This window comes from Kitasatospora sp. NPDC057595, from assembly GCF_042800875.1.
In the GTDB taxonomy this organism is placed as follows: Bacteria; Actinomycetota; Actinomycetes; order Streptomycetales; family Streptomycetaceae; genus Kitasatospora.
Genome location: NZ_JBHVGL010000026.1, coordinates 24,829 through 51,481 on the forward strand (window position 1 = coordinate 24,829; position 26,653 = coordinate 51,481).

General features: G+C 72.5%; 35 protein-coding genes. 9 read left to right on the plus strand and 26 right to left on the minus strand.

From position 1 onward, the window contains the following. Window positions 1-95: 95 nt before the first annotated feature. The 4 genes from ACFU9E_RS30390 to ACFU9E_RS30405 form a co-directional block, all read right to left on the minus strand. Entirely contained in the window at window positions 96-731 is a 636-nt protein-coding gene (locus ACFU9E_RS30390; RefSeq protein ID WP_380683199.1) for a hypothetical protein, read from the minus strand. A gap of 330 nt (window positions 732-1,061) precedes the next feature. After that, window positions 1,062-1,277, minus strand: a complete 216-nt coding sequence (locus tag ACFU9E_RS30395) for a hypothetical protein (RefSeq protein WP_380683198.1) — start codon at window positions 1,275-1,277, stop codon at window positions 1,062-1,064. 139 nt (window positions 1,278-1,416) lie between these two features. After that, window positions 1,417-2,028, minus strand: coding sequence for a FadR/GntR family transcriptional regulator (locus tag ACFU9E_RS30400; RefSeq protein ID WP_380683197.1), 612 nt, complete (start codon window positions 2,026-2,028; stop codon window positions 1,417-1,419). A 176-nt stretch (window positions 2,029-2,204) separates the two neighbouring features. Further along, complete coding sequence (locus tag ACFU9E_RS30405) at window positions 2,205-2,969, minus strand: hypothetical protein (RefSeq protein WP_380686580.1); 765 nt, start codon at window positions 2,967-2,969, stop codon at window positions 2,205-2,207. A gap of 198 nt (window positions 2,970-3,167) precedes the next feature. Here ACFU9E_RS30405 and ACFU9E_RS30410 point away from each other — a divergent pair, with 198 nt between their 5' ends. Further along, the gene (locus tag ACFU9E_RS30410; protein ID WP_380686578.1) at window positions 3,168-3,593 is read left to right on the plus strand and encodes a hypothetical protein; all 426 of its coding nucleotides are present in this window, start codon (window positions 3,168-3,170) and stop codon (window positions 3,591-3,593) included. A gap of 64 nt (window positions 3,594-3,657) precedes the next feature. Further along, window positions 3,658-5,427: a zeta toxin family protein gene (locus ACFU9E_RS30415; protein WP_380686576.1), complete on the plus strand. Its 1,770-nt coding sequence runs from the start codon at window positions 3,658-3,660 to the stop codon at window positions 5,425-5,427. Window positions 5,428-5,434: 7 nt separating this feature from the next. Here ACFU9E_RS30415 and ACFU9E_RS30420 read toward each other — a convergent pair whose 3' ends face one another. Continuing rightward, window positions 5,435-5,758, minus strand: a complete 324-nt coding sequence (locus ACFU9E_RS30420) for a hypothetical protein (protein WP_380686574.1) — start codon at window positions 5,756-5,758, stop codon at window positions 5,435-5,437. Window positions 5,759-5,948: 190 nt separating this feature from the next. On the opposite strand from ACFU9E_RS30420, the gene ACFU9E_RS30425 reads away from it, so the two are divergent. From ACFU9E_RS30425 to ACFU9E_RS30440, 4 genes are all read left to right on the plus strand, one after another. Next, entirely contained in the window at window positions 5,949-8,717 is a 2,769-nt protein-coding gene (locus ACFU9E_RS30425) for an ATP/GTP-binding protein (protein WP_380686572.1), read from the plus strand. Between the two features lie 124 nt (window positions 8,718-8,841). Then, the gene (locus ACFU9E_RS30430) at window positions 8,842-9,069 is read left to right on the plus strand and encodes a hypothetical protein (RefSeq protein WP_380686570.1); all 228 of its coding nucleotides are present in this window, start codon (window positions 8,842-8,844) and stop codon (window positions 9,067-9,069) included. A 142-nt stretch (window positions 9,070-9,211) separates the two neighbouring features. After that, window positions 9,212-9,508, plus strand: coding sequence for a hypothetical protein (locus ACFU9E_RS30435; RefSeq protein ID WP_350567720.1), 297 nt, complete (start codon window positions 9,212-9,214; stop codon window positions 9,506-9,508). Continuing rightward, window positions 9,501-9,776, plus strand: coding sequence for a hypothetical protein (locus ACFU9E_RS30440; RefSeq protein WP_350803926.1), 276 nt, complete (start codon window positions 9,501-9,503; stop codon window positions 9,774-9,776). The genes ACFU9E_RS30435 and ACFU9E_RS30440 overlap by 8 nt, the downstream gene beginning before the upstream one ends. Window positions 9,777-9,881: 105 nt before the next feature. Here the strand turns inward: ACFU9E_RS30440 and ACFU9E_RS30445 are convergent, their stop codons facing one another. Continuing rightward, a complete protein-coding gene (locus ACFU9E_RS30445) occupies window positions 9,882-10,163 on the minus strand; it encodes a hypothetical protein (RefSeq protein WP_380686568.1) in 282 nt (93 codons plus the stop codon). A 233-nt stretch (window positions 10,164-10,396) separates the two neighbouring features. Between ACFU9E_RS30445 and ACFU9E_RS30450 the strand changes: the two genes are divergently transcribed. Both ACFU9E_RS30450 and ACFU9E_RS30455 read left to right on the plus strand, forming a co-directional pair. Further along, on the plus strand, window positions 10,397-11,020 hold the full coding sequence (locus tag ACFU9E_RS30450; protein WP_380685167.1) for a hypothetical protein: 624 nt from the start codon (window positions 10,397-10,399) through the stop codon (window positions 11,018-11,020). A gap of 202 nt (window positions 11,021-11,222) precedes the next feature. Next, window positions 11,223-12,434: a hypothetical protein gene (locus ACFU9E_RS30455; protein ID WP_380685169.1), complete on the plus strand. Its 1,212-nt coding sequence runs from the start codon at window positions 11,223-11,225 to the stop codon at window positions 12,432-12,434. A 35-nt stretch (window positions 12,435-12,469) separates the two neighbouring features. Here ACFU9E_RS30455 and ACFU9E_RS30460 read toward each other — a convergent pair whose 3' ends face one another. The 11 genes from ACFU9E_RS30460 to ACFU9E_RS30510 form a co-directional block, all read right to left on the minus strand. After that, a complete protein-coding gene (locus tag ACFU9E_RS30460) occupies window positions 12,470-12,802 on the minus strand; it encodes a hypothetical protein (RefSeq protein WP_380685171.1) in 333 nt (110 codons plus the stop codon). 114 nt (window positions 12,803-12,916) lie between these two features. Then, on the minus strand, window positions 12,917-13,189 hold the full coding sequence (locus ACFU9E_RS30465) for a hypothetical protein (RefSeq protein ID WP_380685173.1): 273 nt from the start codon (window positions 13,187-13,189) through the stop codon (window positions 12,917-12,919). Window positions 13,190-13,265: 76 nt separating this feature from the next. Next, window positions 13,266-13,691: a hypothetical protein gene (locus ACFU9E_RS30470; RefSeq protein ID WP_380685175.1), complete on the minus strand. Its 426-nt coding sequence runs from the start codon at window positions 13,689-13,691 to the stop codon at window positions 13,266-13,268. Then, the gene (locus tag ACFU9E_RS30475) at window positions 13,646-14,020 is read right to left on the minus strand and encodes a hypothetical protein (RefSeq protein ID WP_380685177.1); all 375 of its coding nucleotides are present in this window, start codon (window positions 14,018-14,020) and stop codon (window positions 13,646-13,648) included. The genes ACFU9E_RS30470 and ACFU9E_RS30475 overlap by 46 nt, the downstream gene beginning before the upstream one ends. A gap of 104 nt (window positions 14,021-14,124) precedes the next feature. Continuing rightward, the gene (locus ACFU9E_RS30480; RefSeq protein WP_380685179.1) at window positions 14,125-14,730 is read right to left on the minus strand and encodes a hypothetical protein; all 606 of its coding nucleotides are present in this window, start codon (window positions 14,728-14,730) and stop codon (window positions 14,125-14,127) included. 42 nt (window positions 14,731-14,772) lie between these two features. Next, entirely contained in the window at window positions 14,773-14,979 is a 207-nt protein-coding gene (locus ACFU9E_RS30485; protein ID WP_380685181.1) for a hypothetical protein, read from the minus strand. Window positions 14,980-15,304: 325 nt separating this feature from the next. Beyond that, entirely contained in the window at window positions 15,305-15,685 is a 381-nt protein-coding gene (locus tag ACFU9E_RS30490) for a MarR family transcriptional regulator (RefSeq protein WP_380685183.1), read from the minus strand. Then, a complete protein-coding gene (locus ACFU9E_RS30495) occupies window positions 15,679-16,287 on the minus strand; it encodes a replication/maintenance protein RepL (protein ID WP_350803869.1) in 609 nt (202 codons plus the stop codon). Before ACFU9E_RS30495 ends, ACFU9E_RS30490 begins: the two co-directional genes overlap by 7 nt. 1,059 nt (window positions 16,288-17,346) lie before the next feature. Then, entirely contained in the window at window positions 17,347-18,525 is a 1,179-nt protein-coding gene (locus ACFU9E_RS30500; RefSeq protein WP_380685185.1) for a protein kinase, read from the minus strand. A gap of 99 nt (window positions 18,526-18,624) precedes the next feature. Beyond that, complete coding sequence (locus tag ACFU9E_RS30505; RefSeq protein ID WP_380685187.1) at window positions 18,625-19,581, minus strand: hypothetical protein; 957 nt, start codon at window positions 19,579-19,581, stop codon at window positions 18,625-18,627. A 47-nt stretch (window positions 19,582-19,628) separates the two neighbouring features. Next, window positions 19,629-19,829, minus strand: coding sequence for a hypothetical protein (locus tag ACFU9E_RS30510; protein ID WP_380685189.1), 201 nt, complete (start codon window positions 19,827-19,829; stop codon window positions 19,629-19,631). A 230-nt stretch (window positions 19,830-20,059) separates the two neighbouring features. Here ACFU9E_RS30510 and ACFU9E_RS30515 point away from each other — a divergent pair, with 230 nt between their 5' ends. Then, window positions 20,060-20,710, plus strand: coding sequence for a restriction endonuclease (locus ACFU9E_RS30515; protein ID WP_380685191.1), 651 nt, complete (start codon window positions 20,060-20,062; stop codon window positions 20,708-20,710). A gap of 186 nt (window positions 20,711-20,896) precedes the next feature. Here the strand turns inward: ACFU9E_RS30515 and ACFU9E_RS30520 are convergent, their stop codons facing one another. From ACFU9E_RS30520 to ACFU9E_RS30560, 9 genes are all read right to left on the minus strand, one after another. Beyond that, complete coding sequence (locus ACFU9E_RS30520) at window positions 20,897-21,196, minus strand: hypothetical protein (protein ID WP_380683416.1); 300 nt, start codon at window positions 21,194-21,196, stop codon at window positions 20,897-20,899. After that, a complete protein-coding gene (locus tag ACFU9E_RS30525; protein ID WP_380683415.1) occupies window positions 21,193-21,510 on the minus strand; it encodes a hypothetical protein in 318 nt (105 codons plus the stop codon). Before ACFU9E_RS30525 ends, ACFU9E_RS30520 begins: the two co-directional genes overlap by 4 nt. Before the next feature lie 89 nt (window positions 21,511-21,599). After that, entirely contained in the window at window positions 21,600-21,746 is a 147-nt protein-coding gene (locus ACFU9E_RS30530; RefSeq protein WP_380683413.1) for a hypothetical protein, read from the minus strand. Between the two features lie 8 nt (window positions 21,747-21,754). Beyond that, complete coding sequence (locus ACFU9E_RS30535; protein ID WP_380683412.1) at window positions 21,755-23,413, minus strand: hypothetical protein; 1,659 nt, start codon at window positions 23,411-23,413, stop codon at window positions 21,755-21,757. Window positions 23,414-23,531: 118 nt separating this feature from the next. Beyond that, on the minus strand, window positions 23,532-23,792 hold the full coding sequence (locus ACFU9E_RS30540; RefSeq protein WP_380683411.1) for a hypothetical protein: 261 nt from the start codon (window positions 23,790-23,792) through the stop codon (window positions 23,532-23,534). After that, a complete protein-coding gene (locus tag ACFU9E_RS30545) occupies window positions 23,789-24,139 on the minus strand; it encodes a hypothetical protein (protein WP_380683410.1) in 351 nt (116 codons plus the stop codon). The genes ACFU9E_RS30540 and ACFU9E_RS30545 overlap by 4 nt, the downstream gene beginning before the upstream one ends. Before the next feature lie 407 nt (window positions 24,140-24,546). Then, complete coding sequence (locus tag ACFU9E_RS30550) at window positions 24,547-25,017, minus strand: hypothetical protein (RefSeq protein WP_380683409.1); 471 nt, start codon at window positions 25,015-25,017, stop codon at window positions 24,547-24,549. A gap of 531 nt (window positions 25,018-25,548) precedes the next feature. Further along, window positions 25,549-26,016 (minus strand): type II toxin-antitoxin system VapC family toxin, encoded by a 468-nt coding sequence (locus ACFU9E_RS30555; RefSeq protein ID WP_380683408.1) that lies wholly within the window; start codon window positions 26,014-26,016, stop codon window positions 25,549-25,551. Beyond that, window positions 26,013-26,276 carry a hypothetical protein gene (locus ACFU9E_RS30560; RefSeq protein ID WP_380683407.1) on the minus strand — a complete coding sequence of 88 codons (264 nt, stop codon included), beginning with the start codon at window positions 26,274-26,276 and terminating at the stop codon, window positions 26,013-26,015. Before ACFU9E_RS30560 ends, ACFU9E_RS30555 begins: the two co-directional genes overlap by 4 nt. Window positions 26,277-26,653: the final 377 nt, after the last annotated feature.

Consider the following 26,653-nt stretch of genomic DNA (forward strand, 5'->3'; position numbering starts at 1 on the left):
GGCGGGCGGCGGCCGCGCCGGATTCACCTGATCGGGCGGCAGGCCACAGTGGCGGCGCCCGGCAGCACCGCTGCCCTCGCCGCCGCGGGGACGGGTCAGCTCGCCAGCGATTCCTCCAGGCCTGCGAACCCGGCGTACCAGGCGACGTCCTGGACCGGGACGGGGCTGACCCCGAGTGCCGGGGCTACTTCGGCGAACGTCACCATGTCGCAGCCCTGCGCGGCGAACCGGTACTCCATCAGGATGTTGTACGCCGCTCCCCGCAGGTACGGCCGGGAGCGCGCGAGGAGCTCCAGTTCCTTGAGCACGGTGGTCACGGCTCTGACCACGCTCCGGCCCCGGCCGGTACCCGCGATCAGCACATCGGCCAGCGCGTCCCAGCGGTCCGCGTACGGCCCGTCCGGGGCTGGCCATCCGGCCTCTCCGGGCTGCGGGAACTCGTGCCCGACCTGGGCCCAAAGCAGCAGCTCGTCGGCGAGGAGGTCCACGCGGATGTCGCCGATCTCGCCGGTGCGCATCCGCAGCCGCAACGACTCGGCCACGCCGGCGACAACCAGGGCCCAGTCGTCCTCCCCGAGGACAACCTCCGCGCGGGAGGTCAGCCGCTCCGGCCGCTGGCGGTACCAGGCGACGACCGCCTCCGCCCATGGCCAGGCGTCGGTGAACGGGTGCCGGCCGTGGCTGGCGGCGTACCGCTCGGCGTGCTCCTGGAGCTCGGTGTCGGGATCCATGGTTCCGGCCTCCCCGGTCGATGACGGACAGCCAGTAGTCTGCCCGCTCCCGGCCGCCCGTACGAGACGCTCCAGGCCGAACCGCTGGAGGAGCAGACCGGCCGGCCCCGGGGAAGCAAGGGGGGTGTGTTCCGCAGGACCGGCCGGTGGGAGGCAAGCAGCGCCGGGAGGACGTGGCGCGGCTGCTCTGCCCGGCGGCCCGGTGGTGCTGTGGTGGGGCCGCCGTGATCGGGAATGCTAGACCTCGAAAGCCGACGTTGAAAGGTCCCTGACCTGGGATTTTTCGGCCGCGAACATGCCACAGGCCAGCGGAGGGGTCGGTCGGGCCGGTCAGATCTGCCGGTCCGGGTCGGAGAAGGTCAGTCCGCCAGCCGCGAGTGGACGCCGGGCCGGTGCGGGCGCGGCCGCGGTCTCGCTGGGCGGCTGGCGGAAGTCGGCGCCCTGCTCGGCCGGCAGCAGTCGGCGCCCGCCGGGATGAGCGGACACGGGCGCTTCGGCGGTTTCGGAGGAGAAGGCGGGCATCGCAAGAGGACGGCGGTCAGTCATGATCACCATCCTCGCAGTCCGGCCGCGTCCGGGTAGGCCAAAGCGCTATCACCGGTGGTAGCGGTCTAACTGCAACGGTGCTTAGCGTGACGAGGCTTCGGCTTTCGGGCTGTGGCCTCGTCGTTTGCCCTGGCGGCGGCTACCGGCTGGACGGCGGGAGGGTGTTGGCGAGGTCCACGACCAAGGCCTGGGCGTCCTGGTGAGCCCGCTCCCACCAGGCCCCGGCCGGGTGTCCGGCGGGAGCGACCGCGGACTTCATCACGGCGACCAGCTCGGTGAAGGCCTTCTGCAGCTGGGCGGCGAGCTCGTTGTGGTCGGGAGTGCCGTCGGCGCGCACGGCCTGGTGCAACGCGTGCGCAGCCCGTGCGAGGTCCTCGGCTGCCATCCCTGCGGTCGGCGGGGTGTCGGCGAGCAGGCGGACCAGTTCGGCGCGCTGGTCTGCGGCCAGGGTGGCGCGCAGCTGGCGGGCGAGTTCGGCGAGCTCGGACTGGCCCGGAACGGCCGGGGTGTCGGCGACCCGGGTACGCCCGCCGGCGGGGCCGGTGAGGAGCTTCTCATTTTTCAGCAGGCCGATCGCGCCGGAGACCACAGCAGCGCTGACTCCGTAGGTGGTGGCGAGGTCGCTGCCGGTGGGCAGTGCTTCGCCGCTCTGCCACCGGCCGCTGGTGATTTCGGTGCGCAGCGCGGCCGCCAGGCGCTGGGTGCGGCCCTTGCGCGGGCCGGGGAGGTCGTGGGTGGCGGGGGTGGCCATGGTCAGCGGTGCTCCTTGGCGTAGTGGCGGGCGTCGGCGCGCAGGGGCGCGGCGGGGCCGGCGGCCACGTCCGGTGGGCCGTCGATCGCTCCGAGCCGGCTGTCTCGGCGGGCGCTGGCAGCACCGGGGTGACGGTGAAGCAGGGGTGGGCCCGGTTCCCCGGGCCCACCCCTGCTTCACGCCGCCTGGTCGGTGTGGTCGGCGTCGGGGTCGCGCGTGCAGAGGTGAGCGGTCGGGCAGGCCGGGCAGCCGCGGACGTCGACCAGGTCCGCGACGGCGTCGAACAGCTCCTGGGCGCGCTCCACGGATCCGACGCCCTCGAACGTGGCGTACTCCTCCGCGGTGCCGACGGTGCCCTCCGATAGGTGGGAGCGGAGGTAGCCGAGTGCGGCGAACTCCTCGTCGCCCAGGGTCTGCGGGTCTCCCGGAATGCAGGTCTTGGGCACCAGGTCGCTGGCAATGTCCCCGCCGAACAGCCACGGATCGCCGGGCTTCACGGGCTTGCCGACGACGACGCGCAGCACGGCGTCCTCGCTGTCCGGCTCGACCAGGAGCATGCCGGCCGCGTGGAGGTCGTGCACTGCGTTCCGCACGTCCGCCACCTCGGCCCTGCCGCCGAGCATGCCCGCGAGTTCGCCGGCGGGCAGGTCGCCGATGCTGCCGTCCGGACGGCGCAGCCGCAGGACGCCACGGTCCAGGGCCAGGTCCAGCCACGCGGCCTGCAGCGGGATCTTCGGACCGTAGGCGGGGCGCAGTCGGCCCAGTCGCCTCATGAGGTCGACGGCCTGGGGGCTGAGCCTGGGGTCGGCTCCGGCCCGTGCGGGGTCGAAGCCGGGGGCGGGGGACAGCCACTCGTCGTAGCCGGGCGGCTGGAGCTGCTGCAGGGTGTACTCGACCGGTCCGCGTTCGCGGCGTGGCTTGCCCGGCTTTCTGCGTCCCACGTGCTGGGTGTCCTTCCCGTCTTGGGTGATGGCGGTGCCATTGAACACTGGCTGCAGTCGGTCGATTCCCGGGGGTGCTGTTGAGGGGCCGTGGCGGCTTGCGGGTGGCGGCCGCGGTTTCGGCGACGGAATACACTGGACACCACATCTGTTGTTCTCTGGTGTTCAGAGATAAAAGATTGATCTTGAGGGGGAATCGTGGCGCAGCCCAGCCGCACGATCCAGATCGACGACGAGGTCTTCGCCTACCTTCAGCGGCACAGCGAGCCCCTGGTGGACACGCCGAACGATGTCCTTCGGCGGTTGCTGCTCGACGGCGAGCGGCCGGCATCCGATCCCGCGGGTGCGCGCCCTACCGGTGCGCTGATGCCGCTGATCGAGGCCGGGCTCGTGCGGCCCGGCGACCAGCTGCGGCACACCCAGAGCCGGCTGAAGTTCACCTACACCGCTTCGGTGGCGGGCGACGGGTGGATCGACATCCCCGACGGGCGGACGTTCCGGCTGCCCTCCCCCGCGCTCAAGGCCCAGGTCGGCTACGACGTGTCCGGCTGGGCGCAGTACGTCCACGTTCCCAGCGGCGCCACGCTCGCCGAGCTCCGCGATCGGCTCGCCGGCCAGTCCTGAGCACGGGCGGCAGGGACGAGCGGGCAAGGCCATCAGGGTGGGGAGAGCGATGAAGGGGGAGGACGTGGGGCTTTCGGAGGCGGAGAGCCGCGCGGTGCTGGAGGGGGTGGTCCTTCCGGCGGCCACCGCCGGGGCGGTGGCCCAGGAGCGGCCCGTGGTGGTGCTCGTGGCGGGGCAGCCCGGCAGCGGCAAAACCACCCTCGGGGACCTGCTGCACGCCGTCCTCGACGCGCGGGGCGGAGCGGTACGGATCGGCGCCGACCTCTACAAGGCCGCGCACCGGCACTACCCGGTGCTGCTGGAGGAGGACGTGCGCACCGCCGGGGCCGGCGTGCGGGCGGACACCCGCCGGTGGCAGGCCGCGGTGGAGGAGCGGGTGCGCGAGGGCCGCTTCGACGCGCTGGTGGAGACCGCGCTCGCCGACGCCGGCGAGGTGCGCGCGCAGGCGGCGGCCTACCGGGCGGCCGGGTACCGGATCGAGGTGGTGGCGCTGGCCTGCGCCGAGGCGTGGAGCCAGCTCGGTGTCCTCGCCCGCTACACCGAGCAGGCGCTGGCGACGGGTGCGGGCCGGTACGTGTCCTGGGAGAACCACGACGCGTGCGCGGCCGCGCTGGTGGCGACTTTGCGGGTGGTCGAGGAGGAGATGCTGGCCGACCGCGTCACCGTGGTGCGGCGGGGCCTGGTGCCGTTGTACGGCAACGACCTGGTCGGTGGCGCCTGGGCGAAGGCGCCGGGCGCGGCGCGGGCGGTGGCCTCGGAGCGGGCCCGGTGGTGGGACGCCGTGGAGAGCGCGGGGTTCCAGCGGGAGCTGGCCCGTACCGAGCGGGCGCTGGTGCGGGCCGAGGACCGGGTTGCGGCCGACCGCGTGCTGGCGGTGGCCCGCGACGCGCGTCGGGCCGCCGCGCTGTCCGAGCCGGTGCGCCGGATCGCGCAGGCCCTGCGTCGGCCGCCCGGCGTCGACTTCCACCGGCTCTCCGCGGCCGAGCACCGCGAGATCTTCGACCTCGACATCGCACCGATGCTCCTGGACGGCACCGTTGCCCGGGAGCGGCCGGTGGCGGTGTTCGTGGTGGGCCAGCCCGGCGCGGGCAAGACCACCACCACACTCATGGTCAGGCGCGCGATGCGCCCCGGCACGGTCCACCTCGCCGGCGACGACCTCAAGATGATGCACCCCGACTACTACGACCTGCTGCGCTGCGAGGCGCGCGAGGCGGGGGCCGCGATCCGCGCGGACTACAAGGCCTGGTTCGCCATGGCGCAGGCGTACGTGCGCGAGCGGCGCGGCGACATCGTGATCGAGACCGCCCCCGGCAGCGCCCGCAACGTCCTGGCCGACGCCGAAGCGTTCCACCGCGCCGGCTACCGCGTCCAGATCCTGGCGCTGGCGGTGCGCGCCGCCGACAGCCGCCAGGGCACCGCCGCCCGCTACGCGGACGCGCAGCGCCACGGAACTCCGGCGCGGTTCACCACCGCGGCCGGGCACGACCGGTGCTTCGAGGCGGCGGCCGCCGCCGTCGATCAGGCCGCCTCCTCCGACGCGGTCGACGACCTGGTGGTGATGGGCCGCGACGGGCGCGCACTGTGGCGCCGGGGACACTCCGGCGGCACGCCGGGCTGGGCGCTGCACGTCGAGCGGAACCGCCCCTACATGGAGGCGGAGGCGCGGCGCTTCCTCACGGTGCAGGCGTCGGTGCGCCGGGCGCTGCCCCAGCACCGCCGGGAGGTGGAGGAGATCGCGGCGCTCGCGCGCCCGCTCCTGCCGGAGCGTCTGCGGCCCCTGCCGCTGGATGTGCCGCCCGCCGGGCCGCTGCCCGCCGTGCCAGCCGCCTGAGCACCGGTCAGCTCCCGCCGGTCAGCTCCCCCAGGACCGCCGTGTAGTGGTCGGCCAGGCGGGCGGCCTCCCCGGCGTCCACGCCGTCCTTCAGCCGCTGGAGGTCGGTCATGGCCTGCTGCCGGGCCTCCAGCAGAACGTCCAGGTCCGCCGGGTCGGCGCCTTCCCGCACCGCTCGGCGCAGGTCGCGGATGCCCGAGCTGTACCAGGCCGCCACCGCGGTGATGACCCGCGCCGCCCGGTCCCACTCGTCGGGGGGCCACTGCGGGCCGGAGCCGGCCGGCAGGCCGGGGTTCTCAGCGGGGCCGTCCTCGGGACGGGGGTCGGGCACGGTGGCACCACCTCGGATCGGATCGTCACGGTCGCCGCCAGTCTCACACGCCAGGCCCGCCGCCGATGCCGCGCCCGGTCGTCCCGGCGGCCCGATGGCAGAGCGCTTCGGCGGCCGGACGATCGGTACCGCCGCCGGTGGGCGAGGGCGTAGGTTGATGGCCGGTCAGACACAGGGGGAGAGGGCACACGTGGCGCGAGACCTGCGGGCGCTGTTCGGCTCGAACGAGCGGGTAGGCGCCGACGAGGCGTTCACCAACCGGGAGGGCCAGTGGCGCACGGTGACGGACGCGCTCGCCGAGCACCTGGCCCGGATCGGCGCCCCGGACTTCGACGTCCAGGACCTGGAGGCACCACGGCACAACGTGCTGGTCTTCCACGGGGTGGGCGGCATCGGCAAGACCACCCTGTCACGGAAGCTCGAGGCCGCGCTCGCCGCCTCCGAGGACCGGCCCGCGCAGTGGGGCGAGCCGACCTGGCCCACCTCGCCCCGGCTGCTGCCGGTCCGTGTCGACCTCGCCCGTTCCGCCGGCACCGACTTCGAGCACCTGGTCCTCGCCCTGCGCGCCGCGCTGGCCGGCCTGGACCGCCCGCTGTCCGCGGTCGACCTCGCGCTCGGCCGCTACTGGGAGCACAATCACCCCGGCGAGCCGCTGGAGGACTACCTGCGCCGCGCAGGCCTGGCCGGCCGCGCCGGACGGGCCCTGCCCGGCCAGCTGCAGGCCGCCCTCGGAGAGGCCGCCCAGCAGCTGGGCCTGCCCGGCGCGATCGGCTCCGCCGTCGGCCAGGTCACCACCGCCGCCGTCCGGGCGGTGCGCGAGCGCCGCGCCGCCGCCCGCGCCCTGGCCGGCTGCCCACGGCTCGCTGACCTCCTGGAGGCCGAGCCGGACCTGGAGGCGCTCTCCTACTACCCGCACCTGCTCGCCTACGAGATCGACCGGCTTCCCGCGAAGAAGGCCGTCGTGCCCATCGTGCTGCTCGACACCTTCGAGGACACCGGCGACCGCACCAACCGCGACCTGGAACGCCTGATCCAGCGCGTGGTGTGGCTGATGCCGAACGCGCTGTTCGTCGTCACCGGCCGCTCCCGCCTCCAGTGGGCCGATCCCGCGCTGCAGGGCCAGCTCGACTTCACCGGGCCCGCCGCCTGGCCGCAGCTCGCCGCCCACATCCCCACCGCCCGTGCCGACCGCGCCGGGACGGCCGACCCGGCGGGCACCGGTACAGCCGAATCCGTCGGCCCGGGCAACCAGGCCGGGACGGCCGTCAGCCGGCAGATCCTGATCGGCGACTTCAGTCCCGAGGACTGCGAGGACTACCTCACCCGCCGCCTCACCAGCGACGGCCGGCCCCTCATCGACGACCAGCTGCGCCGGATCATCACCGCCCGCTCCCATGGCCTGCCCCTCTACCTGGACCTCGCCGTGCTGCGCTTCCTGGAGATCCGCCGCACCCGCACCGCCGAGCCCGCCGACTTCGAGCACGACTTCCCCGCCCTGCTCGCTCGCACCCTCCAGGACCTCACCGCCGACGAGCGGCATGTCCTGCGGGCCGCGAGTCTCCTGGACGCCTTCGACGTTCCCCTCGCCACGGCCGCCGCCGGCCTGGAGCGCCAGGCCGCCGCGCTGCGCCTGATCGAGCGGCCCTTTGTCCGCGAGCACGAGGCCGCGTTGTGGCCCTACCACCTGCACGCCGTCGTGCGCTCGACGATCCGCCGTGCCGACGACCACACCGACGACCGCTGGTCCCCGGATGACTGGCAGCACGCCGCCGCCCGGGCCCTCGACGCGCTCGGCGCCCGGTGGACTGCCGGGCGGGACGCCGGCGGCCGGGCGCTGCTGACCGGTTGCCTGCGCCAGGGCCTCGTCCTCGCCCGCGACCACCGCCTCGGCCTCGGCTGGCTCGCCGACGCCGCGTGGGCCTACGTCTCCGACTCGGTGTGGGAACCGATCGCCCCGCCCGCACCCGCCGCCGACCCCGGGCAGAGCGCCGGGCACGGGCCGGCCGGCACCGCGGTCCTGCAGACGCCGGCCGACGCCCTGGTCGAGGCCCTGCGCACGCTCGCCGCCCGCCAGCGCGAACACCGCACCCACACCGCCGACCGCCTCACCCGCGTCATCGACAGCCGGCTGCTGCCCGCGGACCTGACCGACCTCGCCCTCTACTACCGGGCCAAGGCCCACCGCGACCTCGGCCGCACCGACGCCTCCCGCCAGGGCATGCGGCAGGTCGCCGCCGGCACCACCCGCCTCGCCCCCGCCGCCCGCCGGGGCCTCGCCCACCTCGCCCGCCTCGACGGCGACTTCCCCACCGCGCTCGCCGCCGCCCAGAACCTCGGCTGGGCCGGCCGCCGGCACCGCGTCCTCGGCGACCTGTGGTGGGTCCACGCCGAGATGGACCAGGCCGCCGCCGCCTACGAAGCCGCTCGCGCCGACGCCGAACACCACGGTGTCGCAGGCGAGGCCGCCACCTCCCAGGCCCAGCTCGCCTTCGTCCGCGCCTTCACCGACCCCCAGGCCGCCGACGACGACCTCCACCTCGCCGAACAGCTCCTGGCCGGCCTCGACCTGCGCGCCACCACCCTCACCACCCGCATCGCCGCCCTCGTCCGCGACGCCGGCACCCCCGGCGACACCGTCCCCGAACGCGCCGACGTCCTCGGCGCCGAGGTCCGCGCCTCCGGCGTGCGGGCCGCCGAGGCCGCGCTCGCCCTCGCGATCTGCTTCCACCACGCCGTCCTCGACGACCCCGACGACCAGAGCGCCCTCGCGATCGCGATCCGCGACCTCGACCACCTCACCCGCGGCCGCGACTACGCCTACTACACCGACATCGCGACCTTCATGGCCGGCCAGGAGCTCCAGTTCCCCTCCCCCGCCCGCTGGTACGACGGCCCCGACCAGGTCCGCGACCGCTGGCGCGCCCTCGTCACCGCCCGCCGCACACACCTCCGCCTCTGACCCCGGGCAGGGCAGGCGGGACGCGGCCGTCCGGCAGCAGCGGCCCCGCTTCCCGCCGATGTCACAGCCCTTCCCCGCCGCTGACCGGTCGTCTACGGTGAGGCCCCCGAACACCGGAGGCCCCGTGCCGGACAGAGCAGACCCCACGCCGCAGTACCGCACCTACAGCGGGGAAGACGAAGCCACCGGCGCCCGCTTCGTGATCGCCTACGAGGGCGACGAGGAAGCCGACGACGAACGCAAGGCGCAGCTGCGCGCCATGATCCGGCGGGTCATCGCGGACCTGCCGGACGAACAGCCGCAGGAGAACACCCGGCCAGCGCTGCGGCTGGTACGCGGTGACGGCTCCTGAACACGCCGCGGGTCCGCACCCCAGCAGGGTGCGGACCCTACGACGGCGAGACGCCGCTCCGGGGATGGCCATCGCGGGCGCGGCCCAATGGCCGGCCGGCACCGGATACCGTGGTCCCAGAGGCAGAGGCAGGAGGAACCCGATGAGTGTCCAACCCGTGTACCAGCCCCCGCAGCCCCGCGTGCCCCGTACTCCCGACGGCATCGCCGCCGCGCTGCAGGGCGGCCGCCGCATGGAGTTCTACCGCGAACTCGGCCAAGCACCCATCGACCAGGCCGAACAGGTGCTGAACCGCTGGTGGTGCGAAGCGGAGATGGACACCGACCCCGCCCAGGACCGCACCATCGCCGCCGCCCGCAATGGCACCCTGCCCACTACCACCATGGCCGACGTCCTACGGCTGCGGCGCGAACGGGGCGGGGACCTGCCGGGTGAGTAACGGAGAACCGGACGACCTCTGGCCGGTCCTGCCGTCCGAAGCCGTCCAGGACGCCCTGTCCGACCCCAGCCTGCCCGTCGACCTGTTCTCCGTGATCGTCGCCCTCACCGTCGCGATCGCCGAGAACCCGTGGCTTCCGGAGAGCACCGCGCGCGACAGCGCCGGCGACTGGCGCCGCCTCCCGATCCCCCACGGACGCGGCCTGGTCGAATACGTCATCGACCCCCACAACCACGTCGTGCGCCTCACCCGCGTCATCCCCCTCTGACACGCCACCGCCCCACAGCCCGCCCCGGCGCCCAGGCCCGTATTCCGCAACGGCGGGCTCAGGAGGAAGCCGAGCCTTCGCCGTCGGGGAAGCCGATGCCGCCGCTCACCGGGCCCCGAGCCGGCCAAGGACCGCGGACGCGGGAGTGCCGGGGGCGGCGCCGGCCTGGACGGCGGCATGAATCCGGTCGCCCTCCGGGTCGCGGTACAGCTCGGCGCGGAGCCACCACCGCTGCAGCACGCCGCCGATCGTCGTGTCGTCGGCCTCCCCCATCTCCCGGTAGAACTCCATCCGCTGCGCGGGGGGCAGGGCCTCGGCGACGCCGTCCTGCGTGCGCGGGACGGGCCGGCGGCCGTCGTGGGGGCCATGCAGGGACGCTGCGCTCACCGTTCCTCCAGACATCTCGTACGGGCGGGACCGGTCCCAGTGTCCCTGGGCCGGAGCCCCGGGCCGATACACGGCCCCGCGTTCACCGGGGAGCCCCGGGCACCGTCAGATCTGACGGTGCCCGGGGCTCCCCGGAGCCACCACACCGGTAGCGGGGTCTGTGGGCTTTCGCGTACAGCACGGCACCGGCCGTGGAAGGATGACCGCCGGCCATCACTATGCGGGAGGGGTCAGTGACGCTCCGTCGAGAAGAGTGGATCGTACTGGAGGACCTGGCGGACCACGGCGAGGACGGCTGGGCAACGGGTACGCGGCCGCTGGGGAAGCGGTACCGCGCCGCCACGATCGTGCGGGGCCTGGCCGGGCACGGCCTGTGCGAACTCGCCCCCGACGATGTCCTCGCCGCCCTCCTCGCCGCCGACGGCGCGCGCCCGGACTGGGCGGCACGGATCACCGGCCTCGGCCGGACCGTCCTGACCTACCGGGCCCTCCAGCAGAACCCGGTACCTCAACCGGACCCGAACCCGGCGCCGGCCCGGATCGACGTCCGCGGCGCGGACATGGACATCCTGCGCAGCACTCTCGCCTCCGCGGAGGCCGGCGCACTTCCCGGGGTCGACGTCCCGGCCCTGCGGACGGCGCTGGCCGGCGCCAGGCCGGTGTCCGGCTCCTCGCGGCACACCATGAACCCGACCGAGGACGAGCTGGCGGCGGTGCACTCCGTTCTCCACCTGGAGTCCCTGGTCCGGGACGCCACCGGCTACCACCACCTCCTGCGGCAGCTACCCGTCGGCTTCACCGGGCGGACCGTTCAGGTAGGGACGGCGCGCGGACCGGCCCTGGTCCGCTGCACCTGAGGATCGCACCGCCCGACACTGCACGCGACGGAGGGGCCGACATGGGGTGGTTCTGGGACAGCCCGGAGATGGCACCACCTGGTCACCGCGCGCCGAACCCACGGCGCCCGCTGAACCACGGGCAGGCCATGGAACTCGGCCTCGCCGCCGACCTTGGCTTGGCATGATCTGACCACGCACGATTCGGGAAGGCAGCACTGCGATGGCCGTCGGCTACAAGATGCTCGAAGCACGTACCAACCAGGGCGTACCGGTGCGGGCGTCGAAGATCGCCTCGCTGCCCAAGAACGCCAAGCCGCTCCACTGCCGGTACTGCCCGAGCAAAGTGGAGGGCGTGGGCGCCCACTTCCGGGGCAAGGACGGGCCCAACCCCACCAAGGTCGGCGCGCACTTCCGCCTCGCCGGCGGACACCGGCACGAGGCCGGCTGCGCGTACAACCCGGTCGAGGTGCTGACCGCCATCGCCCGCGGCTCCCACGGCCTGGCCCAAGCCGAGGACGGCGGCCGGCTGCGCCTGGTGATGCCCGGCGACCTCGGCGCTTCCAAAGCCCAGCTGCCCCAGCCGGCCGACGGCGAGGCCACCGCGGGCAGCCGCTCGCTCACCTTCACCACCGCCCGGCCCACGATCCCACCCGCGCTGAACTCCGCTGCGAAGATCGTGCACTTCCTCCAGCTGCACGACTTCGACCCGGAGGCGGTCAAGCTGTTCCGCATCGTCTACGGGGACAGCATCAAGCCGATCCCCTGGCACCGCTTCTGCTACCACCCCGACACCGCGGCCGGCCTCCACCAGGTGCTGACCCGCCGCCCGGGCCCGCGCCACCCGGTGGCGTTCTACGGGACCGTCAAGCGCACCTCCGAACCGGGCGGTCACCACGCCTACGCCACCCTGGCTACCGGCCAGCGCTCCCACGACGGCGGGAGTACCTTCAACGTCCGCTTGCGCACCGCACACCCCGAGCTGCTGGAAAAGCTACAGCCCGGCCGCCACGTGCTGGCGATCGGCACCTGGAGCGTCTGGGCCGAGGCCAACGAGGTCCGGCTGTGGGTCGAGGCCCACTGGCAGCTGGCCTTCTGGGACACCGACCCGGTGACCGGAGCACCCCAAGGCATCTCCTGTCCCGCCCCGCTTCCACCCACGTTCCCCCGGCCGACCCAGCGCCCGGCCCGGCGAAAGCCCAGACCCGCACGGCCCCGGACCACTCCACCCGCCCCAGTGCCTGCCGCGGACAAGCGGGCCGGCGCCGCACCCGCCGAAGCCCTCGAACAGTCCGCAGGGCAGTCCCAGGCCGCCGCGGTCGATGCGCCCATCGTGCTGACGGTGCCCATTCCGCCCCGCCCGGACTACGCCCCGACGGTTCACCTCACTGCCATCGAGCCCCCAGTCGAGTGGCCCGACACGCCTCAGCGATGACCAGAGCCCGCCGGGTACCGGTTCCGTACAGCGCCTCAGCTCTGGTTACGCCGGCGCAGCTCTTCGAGGATGGCGGTCTGCCCCGCTACGACGCTCTCCAGAACCCGGCTGTGCTCGCTCTGACCGGCGACGAGGACACCGACCGCCTGGGCGAGGCCCTGGATGGCCTGTCCCTGTTCGAGCTGAGTCTCGCGCAGCGCGTTCAGGACCTGGGTGTGGGCACGAAGAGCGGTGCGCATCTCGGCGGTGTCCCGGTCCGCCATCGCCGCGAGCGCGCGGGTTTGCGCGGACTCCTCGCGCAGCCGGTCCACCTCCGCCTCGAGCGCGGCCAGCCGCTGGCGCACCTCATCCATGCTGTTCTCGCTCATGTTCTCCATTGTCCAGGTCCCTCCCGATCGGCCGCAGCCAGCGGTTGGCTTCGTTCAGCGTAGCTGCGTGTCGTCGCCGAGCGTGACCGCCCGGAGCGCCCCGGGATTGTCCGTTCATGCCGCACTGGCACGGGATACCGCACGCCCGGCGGTGCGCAGCGGGATCGCCCCGGCCCGGGTGGCGCGGGTGAAGGCGAGAGCGACGCGGTGGCGTTCGCGCTGCTGGCGAGCGTGCTGGTCGGTGTCCGGAGCCGGGGTGTTCTCGATCGCGGGCCGGTGGGCGTCCTCGGGCTCGCGCAGCCGGTTGTAGTGCCGGGTCAGGATCGCCTCCCGCTGAGTGGTGGCTTCGTCGAGCGCGGCCTGGCGGGCGACGGCCTGCTCGCGCATCTGGGCGGCGTGTCCTCCACCGCTGGCCGATGGGCTCCCTCGGGCTCGCGCAGGGTGGAGCTGCGACACTGCCTGGCTACTCCGGACGGCGGCCGGTGAGGTGCTCCCAGTGGTCGCATGCCTCGTCCAGCTCGCGGCGGGCCTGCGGAATGCGCGCGTCCGACTTCTGACGGGCCGTGACATCCGCAAGTCGTCGTCGGGCCTGCTCCGGGCCGGTGGTGTCCGCGATCACCTTGCGCAGTTCGGCCTCGGCCTGCGGTACCTTCGCCAGGCGCTCGGCCTTGGACACCTTGGCGTCGGCAGCGGCGTTGAACGCCTCCACGACGAACGCCCGCACCTCGGCCTCGGACGTCGCCTCGTCCAGCTCGACGGACACCATCTGCTGCCGGCCCGTCGGCAGCGCCAGGTAGATGTGGCCGTTCTTGCCCGAGTACTCGCCGCGGATCGAGACCTCGTTCAGCGGGTACCGGTTGATGCGGCCCTCCGCATGAACCTCCAGCACGTGCTCGTACAGCCACAGCCCCCGACCGAGGATCGCAGCGGGCCCGTGCCGGGGTCGCGGAGCGCGGCCAGGCGTGCCCGGGCCAGATCGACCCTGCTCTGGTAGGCCTGCTCGGCCAGCGCGACGCTTCCGCCGGCCACCTCGCGTTCGCGAGCCGCCTGGTCCTGCAGCCCGCGCAGCGCCCTGCGGGCCGTGTCCAAGTCCCTGCGGTCGGCGGCGTACAGCGCACCGAACGCGTACCGCCAGCCACCGGGGTATCGACCCATCCGCCAGACCACCACCCCCGCGGCCACGAGTACGCCGATCACGATCCAGGCCACGAACCCCACCACACCCTCCCTCTCTCTCGTCCGGCACCGGCCAGGCGCCCGGGCCGAGCCGATCGTACGAACGCCGGCCCAACCGCGTGCGGGAATCCGGAAACCCCCGACGTTCACCTCTTCCGGCGCCGCTTGCCCTTGCCGTCGGCGGGACTCTGGGGCGGTGGTGCCGCCTTGGGGCTGGTCGGGTTGCTGCTGTACATGCCGGATGCCGGTGTTTGAGGTGCTGATCGGGGAACCAGTGCATCGGTGCCGCTGACCCACCAGTTGATGTCCGCCCACTGGGCCAGGGTGACCTTGCCGCCGGCGCGCTTCGCCTCTTTGGTGAGCTCGTCTACCAGCTCCCGCAGTTCGCGGCCGGTCAGACGGCTCGACCGGCGCTCCAGGTCGACGATGATGTTCTTCATCCGCTGATGCGCCATCTCTTCTGGGTCGACGCGCGATGACTGGGGCCTTGGCACGCGAACGGTTCGGATCTCCTGTTGGGCGTCGCGAGCTGCCCGGGCTCGGCGCGCGGTGGCGGCGCCAAGGGCTTCGTCGGCGTTCCAGGTCCATCTGTCCCGCGGGTCGTGGGCTTTGAGGAGCGCCTCCGCCTGGGCGGCGATGGCCTGGTGCCCGGGGGTCCGGTCCCGGGCAGCTTCGGCGTCCACCTGTGCCAGAAGGGCGCGAACCTCGCTGGGCTTACGCTTCTGGACGGCCTGGTCGAGCTGGCCGAACATCTCCTCGCGCTCTCGCTGGCGCCTTCAGTGCAACGCCGATCACTACCGCTGTCGTGTGAAAAACGCCCTGGCCTTCTCGTCTGCGGCGATGGGCGGCGCATTCACCCGGCGGCACGCGGCGGACTGAGCCGCACCGTCAAGGGCGACCTTGACGGTCGTCGTGCTGGCAAGGATGTCTGGCGCAACCACCTCGGGGGCAACCCGGATCGCAGACCGGGCTCCACCGTGCTCGCGGATCCAGTCGATCATCGCCCATTCCCCACCCGTTAGGGCCAGCGTGTGTAACGCCGGCCCCGGGTCCCGGAACCGCCCCGCCCGATCCTCGTGCCCCGGCTCGGGCTCGTACGCTTCGACCGCTGCGACGACCTCCGCGACAGGATCCTGGTCGCCAAAGTCGAACCACTCCCCGTGGGTCCGGTACCCGCCGGTCGGTGCTGCGCCCGATCTTCGCCGTCCGGCTGCTCGCGGCGGTGATCAGGTAGACGAATTCCTCTGTCGGCTGTGCCATCCTCCGCCCGTCCTACAGCGCTGGGTTTCTGCCGTGCACCGTAGTTCTGGGGCCCGACACAAACGGTCAGCCGACGGCGCGCAGCCGGGTGCGGCCGGCCTTGGGCGGGGCGGCCTGGTAGTCGGGGATCAGGATGGGCGGCACGCCTTCTCGGGCGGCGCGGGCCATGGCGGCCTGCATCTCGAGTTCGGAGCTGTAGCCGGCGATGGCGGGGTGGAGGCGGTAGCGGTAGCCCTTGCGCAGGACGAGGCCGCGCTCGACGAGGAGGGTCATCCCGCGGCTAACGACGGAGGGCAGGATCTGGAGTTCCTCGGCGATGTCCTGCTGGGTGAGGGGGACGACGCCGCCGGGGTTCTGGTGGCGGACCATGACGGACAGGACGTTCGTCGCGGTGGGGGTCAGTTCGAGGCGCGGCAGCATCCCGAACAGGTCGGTGACCATCAGCATGCTGTCGACTCCTTGTTCCCGGTCTGGAGGGCTGCCAGTCCGATGATGTCAGGGAATCCGTTCTCCAGGGCGAGTGCCCGGAGTTCGGCGAGGAACGTCTGCTGCTCGTCCCCGTTGCCTTTGTACGCGATGAGGGGGTTGAGCTGCCAGACTCCCCGGCCGACGCTGCGGATGTAGTTGCGGGCGGCGAGGTGCTTGAGGGCGGGGCTGACGCTGGAGCGGCTGGTGCCGATCTCCTCGGCGATCTCGCGCTGGATGGCGTGGCAGACGCCGCGCTCGGCCCTGCCGACGATGTTCGACAGCACGGCGCACTGGAGCCTGGTCATCTCGCCGGACATCAGTGCCTGGGGCAGGACGTAACGGGCGAAGTAGCGGCTGAGGAGGGCGTAGCCGTCGGAGCCGAGGACCTCGTGGGGTGCGCGGCGGTAGAACCTGGTGCGGGCTTCGTAGACGCCGTCGGGGAGGTGTCCGGCGTAGCCGCGGACGATCTCGGAGGCGAGGTCGCGCTGGTTCTGGGGGCCGGCTGGCTGCAGCTTCGGTCGCCGAGTGCGCTCGGACGCCTGCCTGCGGGTGTTGCCGCGCCCTGCTTCTGCCTGTGCCAAGGCCCTGATCCTTTGCTCGTGTCGGCAGCAGGCTACATGTTCTTCGCGATGGTGCGAAGGATTCTGCGCGGAGGTGCGAAGTGCGTGTCGCGGGTGGGTAGCCGGGCTCTCACGGGGGAACTCATCCGGGCAGGTCAGGTGATCACGCGGGCCATCTCGTGGCGCATCCGCCCCCAATTCAATGTTTCGCAGCATTGCGAAACATTGGGTGCGAATGTGGGCTTCCAGTGACACCAGAACACCTCTGGTGTCGACTAGGCCATACCTTTGATTTTCCAAGTTCGCAGGTCAGAGGCACATTCACGCGAGCGTCCTCTTACAAAAAAAGGCCCGCCCCAACGCCGCGCAAGCTCAGTGGGCGACCGTAATCGTGACTGCTGGGACCTCACATCCCTGTCCCAGTACACCCGCCGTTCCACCTTGGTGCGCTAATGCCACCACCCGGGTTGGGTTCCACATGGTCTGTTGACAGGGGTAGGGCGAGGTCACTGCACCAACCACAGAAGTCGGTTGGCACCGGAACCAGGTCCTAGCCGCCATTTCCCGTAGGCATTCAGGCCCCTGGCAGCCGTGCTCCGAAGCTGTCGGCACCAAGGCCGAACAGGTGGATACGGGCGCCCAACTGGTCCGGTGAGCGCTCCCAGGTGGACTGCAACTTCTTCGTGAGGTGGGTGGTGGGGCAACCACCTGGCAGGAGGGCCAGGTCGGAGTGCTTGGTCACGGTCGTGCCGGCAGGCAGCCTGGCCAGGCACAGGCACTGGCCACCACCTTTACCGGGGGCAACTGCCCAGTGCCCGGGCCGGCCACGGCCTGGGCCGGTGCGGGGACGGGCCGATGGCGGGGCCGGCCACGGCCCTGACGGCGGATCCGGCGGCGCAGGGCAGGCGGCAGTGGATGGTCCAGCGCATCCGGGCGCTGGCCAGGGTGCGGTAGCGGAGCGCGCCGCGCCCGGCCACCCGGTCTGCTGTCGACCGCAATGGTCTTGTGGTTGCCGCCCCGTCCCGGCCCGGGCGGAAGGGCAGGTCGGTCACCAACGACACGGGGAGATCGAGGGGCCGGTCAGGGCACGATGTGCACGGTGACGTAGAGGTCGCCGTTCTCGCCGCCGTTGGTGCCACGCTCGCCCAGGCCGCGGAGCCGGACACGCTGTCCTTCGCGGAGGCCGGCGGGGAAGCGGACCTGGTGCTCCTGGACGCGCTTGGGCACTCGGCCGGTCCCGCGGCACAGCGAGCACCAGCCGTTGTCCTGGCGGCGGGGGTCGCCGGCGCAGTCGGGGCAGGTGCTCCGGGCGTTCTGCCGCAGCGGCACGGTGGCGCCGTGCCGGGCTTCCTCCCGGCTGAGCGTGACGTCGGTGGTGTAGTCCTTGCCGCGCCGGGGCGCGTGGCGGCCGTAGTAGTGCTCGCCGATCTCGTTGAGGGCGGTGCGGACTTGATGGGCGTCCTGGGGGCGGTCGTCGGGGTTCTTGGCGAGCAGGCGGGCGACCAGGTCCTCGAGTTCGGGGTAGATGTCGGGGCGCAGGGCGCGCAGGTTGGGGGGTGGCTGGGTGGCGTGCTGGTGGGCGAGGTTCCAGAAGGTGGCGCCGGTGAACGGGGGTGTCCCGGCGAGGGCTTCGTGGAGGACGCAGCCGAGCGCGTACAGGTCGGAGCGGTGGTCGAGCTCGGCGGTGAACGCCTCGGGGGCCATGTAGGCCGGGGTGCCGATGAGGACGCCGGTGGTGGTGATGTCGTGCTTGGGCTCGTTGCTCTTGGTGATGCCGAAGTCGACCACCTTCGCGGTGGAGGCGGCGGACTCGTCGTCGAGGACCATGATGTTGGCGGGCTTGATGTCGCGGTGGACCAGGCCGGCGTCGTGGGCGGCGGCCAGGGCGTCGGCGACGCAGTAGCCGATGTCGAGGGTCTCACCCCGGCCGAGCGGTCCGTCGTTCAATGCGGCGGAGAGCGGATCGCCGTCGATCAGCTCCATCACCAGGTAGGCGATCTGGCGGCCGTCGTGGACGGTGGAGCCGAAGTCGTGGACGGTGACGATGCTCGGGTGGGACAGGCCGCCGGCGACTGCGGCCTCGCGGGCGAACCGGGCAACCTGGCGGCTGCTGTCGGGGCTGCCGTCCGCGGTGAGGACCTTGACCGCGACCCAGCGGTCGACCTTCGGGTCGTAGGCCTCCCACACCTGGCCGAAGCCGCCTGCTCCGATCCTCTCGACGAGTTCGTAGCGCCCGTCCAGCACGGTCCCCGCCTGCACGAACTCCCCTTCCGGTATCGGCTGCTGTCTGCGAGCCGTCGGTCACGCTACGCGAAACTCCGCGCATGCCGATGGTCGAATCTTCGTCTGACCCTGCCCTCATGGTGCTGGTGGTGCTGGGCTCGCGGGCAGGAGCGAACGGATGCTTCGGATGAGCCGGGCGGCCTCGGCCAGGCCGTGACGGTGGCACAGGAGAAGGAAGGAGAACACCGGCCAGACGGTCAAGGCGGCCGGGACTAGGATCGCCGCCTCGACGCCGGACTGTCCCAAGGCCGCTGCGAGGGCGAAGACCAGGAAGCCAGCCAGGCGGCTGGCCTTCATCAGCCGTCTGCCGTCGAGACGGTCCGGCTCCAGGGCAGCGGCCGGAGGGAGAGTGTCTTCCGGCAGCAGGTCGGTGAAGCGGTCGTAGGCAAGGTTGTTAGTGATAGTGGCGGCCAAGAGGCCGAGCTTCCGGGCCGCCGCCCGCCTCTCGACGAGCAGGCCGTCGGCAGCCCGGCCCAGGGCAGCCTCCACCCGCTCGATGTGCTGGTTCATTGTGGCCTTGAGTTCCTTGCCGGTGCCGAACATGGCGGTGGTGTGGTTGATGGCGACCCGCAGCGGTTGGCGGAGCTCGACGGCCTTGCGGCTGAGCGCGACCGTGTCGCTGTAGCGGCCGGCGGGATCGGAGCCAGCCAGGTCCACAGCGGCTCGCAGGAGGTCGAATGCCTGGTAGAGCGGCCGGTAGGTCGGGTTGATGTGCTGTCCGTCGCGGATGGAGGCCACCCCCGCAGCCGCGACGATGAGGAATACGAACCCTGCGACACCGAGCATGCCGAACCCCACGGTGGCGCTGGGTGCGCATTCTCCTTGTTCCGGGGTCAGGCGGCCTCCCGGGGTACACCCGGACTTGTTGTACATGGCGAGCGTGGAACAGAGGGCTATGGTCAGCATCGCTGGCAGGGCGAACACGCCCAGCCCTACTGGCTCGTAGGTCAGTGCGGCGCGGATCCTGATGGCGTCAAGCGGAACGCCGAGGGCGTCCGCCGCTTCTATGGCCGGTGCGAGTTTCTTCTCCACGCCCCGGTGGTGAAGTCGCCGGAGCGGGTGCCGCCAGCTCGGCGCGTTCACTGAAAGGCCCTGACGACCGCTTCGACGAGCTGGTGAATGCTCTGGCCCAGCGGGGTGGAGGCGATCAGCACCCCGAGGGTGACGGCGCTCAGCACTGTCACCAGTTCGTCGTTGCGGGAGCGGGCCTCGGTCCGCCGGCGCAGCCGGACGATGATGATGATCGCAAGGAATGCGCTCGCGCTGATCGTGTACTGCACCAATCCCACCCCGTGTCACGTACCGGAAACTCTCGGTGAGGATGCCAGAACATCCCCGGCTCCGGGCCCGGATCGGGAAAGCCGACCGGACCTCGCAGGCGGTTCGGCCTCCCACCGTCCGGATCCGGTCAACTCCTCGCAGTCAGCCCCGTGGTTGACCGGTTCCCCTGCGTCACGACGCCGTCCGCTCCTAGGCTCGCCGGCACACCGTGGACCAGGAGGGGAATGCCGTGGCCCGCAGGCCCGTACGCCGACGCACCACCACCGCCCGCCGCGGTCGCCGCGCCCGGCGGGCACGCGACCAGGCCGTCCTGCTCGGCGTGGGCGCCCTCGTCGCCTTCTCGCTGGCCACCGTCGCCGTCCAGTGGCTGGCCCACCACCTCCTCGCCCTCACCGGCATCATCGTCATCGCCTTGGGCACGGCCGCCGCCGTCGTGTGCACCCGCGCCGCCGCCGACCGCCGCGCCCACCACGCCCGCACCGCACAGCTGCGCCACATCGGCGCGTTCATGGGCATGAGCCCGAAGGCCTTCGAGCACGCACTCGCGGACCTGTGCCGACGCGACGGCTGCACGAAGGTCACCGTCGTCGGCGGAGCCGGCGACCTGGCCGCCGACGTGCTGGCCACCACCCCCACCGGGCAACGCATCCTCATCCAGGCCAAGCGCTACAGCGCCGGGACCCTCGTCGGTTCGCAGGACGTCCAGAAGGTCAACGGCACCTACCGTGACATCCACGGCTGCGACCTCGCCGTCGTCGTCACCACCAGCACGTTCACCAAAGCCGCCGCCGCGTTCTGCACGCAGGTCGGCATCCGCATGACCGACCACCGCGCCCTCGCCCTGTGGGCCGAGGGCACCGGCCGACCTCCCTGGCACTGACACCCCGGCCATCGCGCCTCCCAACAGGACACGCCTGAAGTCGGGGGCACCGCCTCGACGGCCTCCGGTTCCCGAGAGTCCCGGCCAACAGGGGCTGGAGGCTGCGGGCGTACGCTGATGGCCGGGGCCCTCACGTCGACGAGCGTGAGGGCCCCGGCCATCTCCAGGTCAGAGCTGATCCGGGATTCAGGGGCCGGCGATGATCCAGGTCACGAAGATCGCCGACATGCCACTGTGCAGGCGGTACACGACGCTGATGCGGTCGCCGGAGTCGGAGGCCGGGTCGGTGCGGGCGGTGTAGTCGTCGACCTCGGGGTCGGTGCCGCCGGGCACCGGGATACCGAGCCGCGGGAACACTGCCAAGCGCTCGAGGAGCTTCTCGACCGCGTCCAGCTCGCCGGGGCGCAGCGCGGTGAGTGCCTGCTCGGCGGCGTTGGAGAGGAAGACGTGCAGCGGCGCCGGCTGCTGGTGGGGCTGTTCGGTCACCGGTCGCCGCCGGCGGCGCGGACCCGGGCGAAGGCGTCGGCGGCTGGGGTCCACTGCTGTCCGCCGATGGGTGCGGCGAGGGAGGCCATCGCGCGTTCGTCGGTGCGCAGGGTGAGGCGGTGGCGGTAGGTGGCGATGACCTCGGTGACGGCGGCGAGGTCGCCGATCGGGGAGGCGTCGAGGGCGGCGGCCAGGGCCTGTTCGAACAGGTCGCGGTCGCCAGGCAGGCCGTACCTGCTGAGGGCGGTGCGCAGCTCGTGCAGGGTGGCCGGCCTCGGCGCGGCCGGGGCCTGGTGGTCGGGCTGGGTGGTCACCTGGTCCTCCTCCTGGGTGACGGCCGCCGTGGCGACGGTCCGCAGGGTCGACGGTAGCGGTCGGCGGGCGGGTGGTGGAGCGGTCCGGGTCACGCGGCACCGCTGAGGGTCATCGGCGGGCGGGCCGGGCGCAGCGGGACGGCGCCGGCCTGCTCGGTGCGGATGGTCGGGTCGAACGTGAAGTCCGGGTCAGCCGCGAGGCCGGCCCGGATTGCGTCCCACGCGGCCAATCGCACGGGGGTGTCTACGTCGCCCCTGCCGGTCCGGGCGGGGAAGGCGGCTGCAGGTGTTCGGCCCGGGCGAGCCACCGGTCGACCGCCTGGCGCTGGTCTGGTGTCACGAGGGAGCCGGCTGTCTTCGCTGTTTTGGCCAGGAGGAGCGCTTGGCGGCACAGCTCGTGGTTCGGCATCCGGGGGCTGTCGCGTTTGAGTTTGCTCAGGATGCGGCTCATCCGGGCGTGGGCGGCGCGGTTTTCGGCCTCCGGACGGTTCCGGGAGGCCGAATCCTCGGTGGTCTCCCTCGGCGTCGACATGGTGTTCGCGGCTCGCAGCCGTCGGCCGCGGGCGATCCACCGTTCGGCTTCCGCCTGCTGTGCCGGGGTGACCAGGTCGCCCGCGATCTTCATCATGGTGGCCAGCGAGTCCAGCACCTCCAGCATGGTGCGCGGGCCCATCCGGCTACCTAGGCGCCGCAGGTCGCTGAGGATGTCCCGCACTCGTCGGTGCGCCGACTCGGGGGGCGGGGGCAGGGGGTCGGGCTTGGACCGACGCGGATTCCGAGCGTCGGGCCGATGCGGGTCCTTGGCGGCAGAGGCAGGAGCCTTCTGGTTTCGGCGGGCCCGGGCGGCATGTTCCTGGTTCCTGAGGAAGTTCACCGCGTGGATGGCGATGTTGTGGTGTTCCGGGGTCCGGTGCCGGGCCTTGGCATTCGCGTGGGTGAGCAGGGTGCGTACGGCCTCGGTGTCGCCGTGTTGCACGGCTTGGCGCAGCGCCTCGAACAGTTCCTCGTGCTCGCGATGGTTTTCGTCGAGCCAGGCCCAGGCTTTCTCCAGTTGTACAGCGACTTCCCGGGGCGCGGGACCCCAGTGGGGGCCTGCGGCCTCGAGGTCGCGGCATGCGGCCTCGACGGCGATCCGGGAGCCGGACTCCATGGCGGCCTCCAGGCGGCGGCACGCGGGATGCGGCTCTGTTCGCGGGCCTTCCGGTGCCGGTGGCCTCCCGGTGCTCTGGGGGGCACCGGCGCGGACGATGCGTTCGACGGCCGGCGTGCGCAGCCCGTCCGGTGTCATCGAGCACTCGCCGAGGTCGAACCACTCGGTTTCCTGTGCGAAGGCCTGGGTGCCGATCCGCACGTGTCGGGTGGTGCCGACGCTGTCGAACGCCACCCGGTGCACGAACCGGCGGCGTGCCAGTGTTTCGTCGTCGACCGGCACGGACACGCCCAGGATCGGCTCCACGGACTCGTCGTCCCAGATCGGGGCCACCGCGGTGTCCAGGTGCAGGCGCAGGCTGCGGGTGCCGTGTTCCCAGGCGATGTCGACGACGGAGCCGAGTGGTTCGCGCAGGTGGACGGCACCGGGGTGGTCCTGGTGGTGGAGCCAGGTGATGGCGGCGGACTTCACGTAGAGGTGGTCGGCGCTGGCGACGTCCCGGGCCCGGCGGCCGCACGTGTGCCGGCCTGTTGGGTCGGGCAGGTGGGAGAAGTGGCAGACCCGGTCGGTGTAGAGCTTGGTGGTGAGCCGTTCGCCGCAGCCGCCGAGCAGCAGCCCGCACCAGAAGGTGTCCTCGGCGTGATGCCGGCGGAAGGCGTCCAGCTCGATGGCCTCGAGCGGCAGGATCAGCGGCTCCTCCGATTCTGCGCTGCCCAGCACCGCCGTCTGGATCCGCCGCTTGTCACCCGGCAACGACAACCTCCCCGGGACTCGGGCTCGACCATCGCGGCTCATCGTGCCACCGTGCCCGGGCCGGCAGCGGTGAAACAGCCGAAGTTCACCCTCCAACCAGGCCCGGGCGGTCTTGGGGTCAGGTCGTGGGCGGGGGCGTGACCTGGCAGACGACGACGAGTTGCAGGCGGGGGACGACGTAGTAGGCGAGCAGGCCGCCGGCGACGTCGAGGTAGCGCATCGGCTCGCCGCTGCCCTGGTAGGAGGTTCCGTCCAGGTAGAGCGCTTCGGCGGCGCGGACGAGTTCATCGGCCCGCTGCTCGACGGCGGCGAGGAAGCCGGCCGGGGCGCCGGCGGTGACGTGCTGCTCGCTGGGGAGGTACTCCCAGCTCCAGGTCACGCGTTCACCGCCGCGTAGGCGGCGCGGTAGAGCTCGGCGACGGTGGCGGCGTGCTCGCGGCACTCCTGGACGGTGCCGGCGTGGTTGGCGAGGTAGTTCGCCCGGTGCCAGGCCTGGGCGGTGGTGGGGTGCCGCTCGATCTCCACGACGGCGGCCCAGTGCGCCACGAACGAGCGGATCGGCTGGACGCTCCCGGCCGTGATGGCCTCGGCCATGGCCTTCGTCTGCCCGTCGATCATCTCGGGAAGACGATCCGCGGCGACGACGGCCAGCGCGGCCTTCAGCGCGGCCGGACTCTGCTCGGGCCGGGGGATCAGCTCGACTTCATCGTGCAAAGGCTGACTCATGGCGGCACTCCATCTCTCGTCTGCTGCGAGGCTACTCGCTCCGGGACGGACGGTCGGCGGCCTCACACGGCACCGCGAGCGGGAGCCAGCCGCGGCTGGCGAGCGATGCGCAGCGCGGCCGCTTGTGGCCCGGGTGGCGCGCCGGTGGCGTTCCGCCTGTACCTCCCCTGGCCAGCCGCCTGCCCGGTCAGCCCAGGCCCGTGCTGATCTTGTACGGTGTTTGCCGGGCGAGGGCCAGCACCGGTTTGAGCAGGCCGGTCCACGGCTCGTCGTGCTCGCCGTCGTCCATCGCGGCTGGTGTCCCGCTTGGCGCGGGCTTTGTCGAGCGCGGGCTGGCGGCGGCCTGGTGGCGCGTGTGCTGGCAGGGCTGCTGGCGTTTGGCACCGGCAGCGGCGGCTCGGCGGGTATCAGATATCGACTCGGTGTCGCTGAATCTCTTCCGCGTTCCATCCCGTGACGGCCGCAACGTCCTTGTCCGGTGTCGAAAGCGACAAGAGCCATTCGCGCAGCGCTTCGGCCAAGGAATCGGGCAGGCCGAAGGAGTTCACCGGGAGCTCGTCAATGTCCTCGCCAACGTGGTCGATGTGGAACCACATGCCCGTGGGGTCTAGGCGGGCCGTCGCCGCATCGTAACCATCGACGCCATTTGTACCGGCCTCAATCAGCGCACCTGAGCGCCAGTCTGTGATCTCCCACGAGTCCATTCCGGTCTGACCACCGTTCACGATCCGGTGCCCGGCCTCTTCGAGGCGCCGGATCTCTCCCTCGCGAGCCTCCGCGGCTCCCAGGTTCTCGCGCAGAAGCTCGCAGATGTACTCCCTGATCGGCCCGTCGAAAGCCGTCTGCTGGGTGTTGCCAGTCGTGCCGCTGGTGGTCATGGCCATCTCCTTCACACGCCGTGCCTGTGGTGGTGTGGCAGTCTCGCACGCAGCTGGGCTGCGCGCGGCGTAGGTGGGCCTGCCAGGGTGTGCGGTCAGCGGGCGGACCAGATTGGGCAGTCGGCCGTGTGGCGGGTCAGCATGAGCACGGTTCCGCCGTCCGTGACCTGCCGCTCGTGCGAGACCGCGCAGCACCTTGCCGGTGCCGTAGGCATCGCCTGGACGATGACGGGAGTCTCGTCCCGGTCCGGCACCGCGGTACGCGGCCACCCCGGTTCCGCGCCTGGCCGCCCGGGACGGCGAGGGGAAGGCCGGCGGCTGGCCCGCTCGATGGGGACCCCGAGAGCTCGGGCGCGTGCGTGAAGACGGCGACGGTCACGGCGTTCGGACATGGTGACACCCTGCCCCCTCTCGCCCCCCCCTCAACGCCACCCCCCAGCAGAGCACCGTCGGCCGGCCGACCACACCGGGCAATTCGCGACCGGCTTCGAGGCGCCTCGGCCCCGGTCAGATCTGTGGAACCCGTACGGGTCAGGGCCGTGTGGAACGGACGGGGGCTTCGGGGAACACCTCGATCCGCGGTCCCTTCGGCGGGGCGAGAACGTCGCGGTAGTGGTGGTCGAAGGACAGGATCGCCGGGCACTGGAGCCGCCAGGCGAGGACCGCGTTGACGGCGTCGGCCAGGCCAAGCCCGTGCCCCTGGTACTGGCGGAGCAACTGCTCGGCGTCGGCATACAGGCGCCGGTCGGCCGGCGGCAGGACAACGAAGCCCTGCCCGGCGAGCGCGCCCAGGCGCGTGATGGCGTTGACGGCCTCCGTCTCACCCGCCCGGCGGGCCAGGAGGTGATCGAGCTCGGTCATCACCATCGGGGAGACGATGAGGACCCGGGCGAGGGAGAGCGCTTCGGCGCCCTGGGCGTGGAGGTCGTCCTTGCGGTTGAACGCCGCCAGCAGCACGGAGGTATCGGCGACCGCGACACCGAGCGGGGCGGCGCTCACCGGCCGGTTCCCTCGTGCAGCCAGTCACCGGCGCCGGCGGCCAGGTCCGGCGGGCCGTCGAACAGCCCCCAGTCCGCCAGCGGCGCGGCGGGAATCGGCAGGACGCCGGCCGCGTGCTCGATCGCCAGCTCCTCCGGGGTACGGCCGAGCACGGCGGCCAGGTCCCGCAGGATCTGCGCCTCCACCCCGGACACGGTGACGCTTGCGGTGATCGACGGCTGCGCGGGCGGCTCCGGGGCCGGTTCCGACTGAGGGCTCATCTTCACTCCGTCCAGGAGGTGGGGTTGCAGGTCGACGGTAGCGGCCAGCGGGCCGGTGGTGGGACGGTCCGGGGCACGCGGCACCGGCGGACCGGGCGCAGCGTCGGGCTTCCCGGGGAGGAACAGCCGCACGTGCTGATCCGGCAGTTGATGGGTCGCTCCTCACACGTGCAGGCCGGACCCGTCATGGGGCGGCGGCATGCCTGGAAGTGATCAGGTCGCTCCCTGCGCGCACGAGCCGGACACCGCCAAGTACCTCGGCGACATGATGGACCAGGGTCGCTCCCTGCGCGCACGGGCCGGACCGGACCGACCTCCGCGGCTTCCTCGCCGGCTGGGGTCGCTCCCTGCGCGTACGGGCCGGATCCGTGTCCCAG

Coding starts and splice junctions, on each gene's coding strand:
- ACFU9E_RS30460 (WP_380685171.1), bottom strand. CDS start 12,802: ATGAGCGAGAACAGCATGGATGAGGTGCGCCAGCGGCTGGCCGCGCTC.
- ACFU9E_RS30395 (WP_380683198.1), bottom strand. CDS start 1,277: ATGACTGACCGCCGTCCTCTTGCGATGCCCGCCTTCTCCTCCGAAACC.
- ACFU9E_RS30545 (WP_380683410.1), bottom strand. CDS start 24,139: ATGAGTCAGCCTTTGCACGATGAAGTCGAGCTGATCCCCCGGCCCGAG.
- ACFU9E_RS30465 (WP_380685173.1), bottom strand. CDS start 13,189: ATGCGCGAGCAGGCCGTCGCCCGCCAGGCCGCGCTCGACGAAGCCACC.
- ACFU9E_RS30390 (WP_380683199.1), bottom strand. CDS start 731: ATGGATCCCGACACCGAGCTCCAGGAGCACGCCGAGCGGTACGCCGCC.
- ACFU9E_RS30480 (WP_380685179.1), bottom strand. CDS start 14,730: ATGTTCGGCCAGCTCGACCAGGCCGTCCAGAAGCGTAAGCCCAGCGAG.
- ACFU9E_RS30455 (WP_380685169.1), top strand. CDS start 11,223: ATGGCCGTCGGCTACAAGATGCTCGAAGCACGTACCAACCAGGGCGTA.
- ACFU9E_RS30485 (WP_380685181.1), bottom strand. CDS start 14,979: ATGATCGACTGGATCCGCGAGCACGGTGGAGCCCGGTCTGCGATCCGG.
- ACFU9E_RS30490 (WP_380685183.1), bottom strand. CDS start 15,685: ATGCTGATGGTCACCGACCTGTTCGGGATGCTGCCGCGCCTCGAACTG.
- ACFU9E_RS30400 (WP_380683197.1), bottom strand. CDS start 2,028: ATGGCCACCCCCGCCACCCACGACCTCCCCGGCCCGCGCAAGGGCCGC.
- ACFU9E_RS30550 (WP_380683409.1), bottom strand. CDS start 25,017: ATGACCACCAGCGGCACGACTGGCAACACCCAGCAGACGGCTTTCGAC.
- ACFU9E_RS30435 (WP_350567720.1), top strand. CDS start 9,212: ATGAGTGTCCAACCCGTGTACCAGCCCCCGCAGCCCCGCGTGCCCCGT.
- ACFU9E_RS30560 (WP_380683407.1), bottom strand. CDS start 26,276: ATGAGCCCTCAGTCGGAACCGGCCCCGGAGCCGCCCGCGCAGCCGTCG.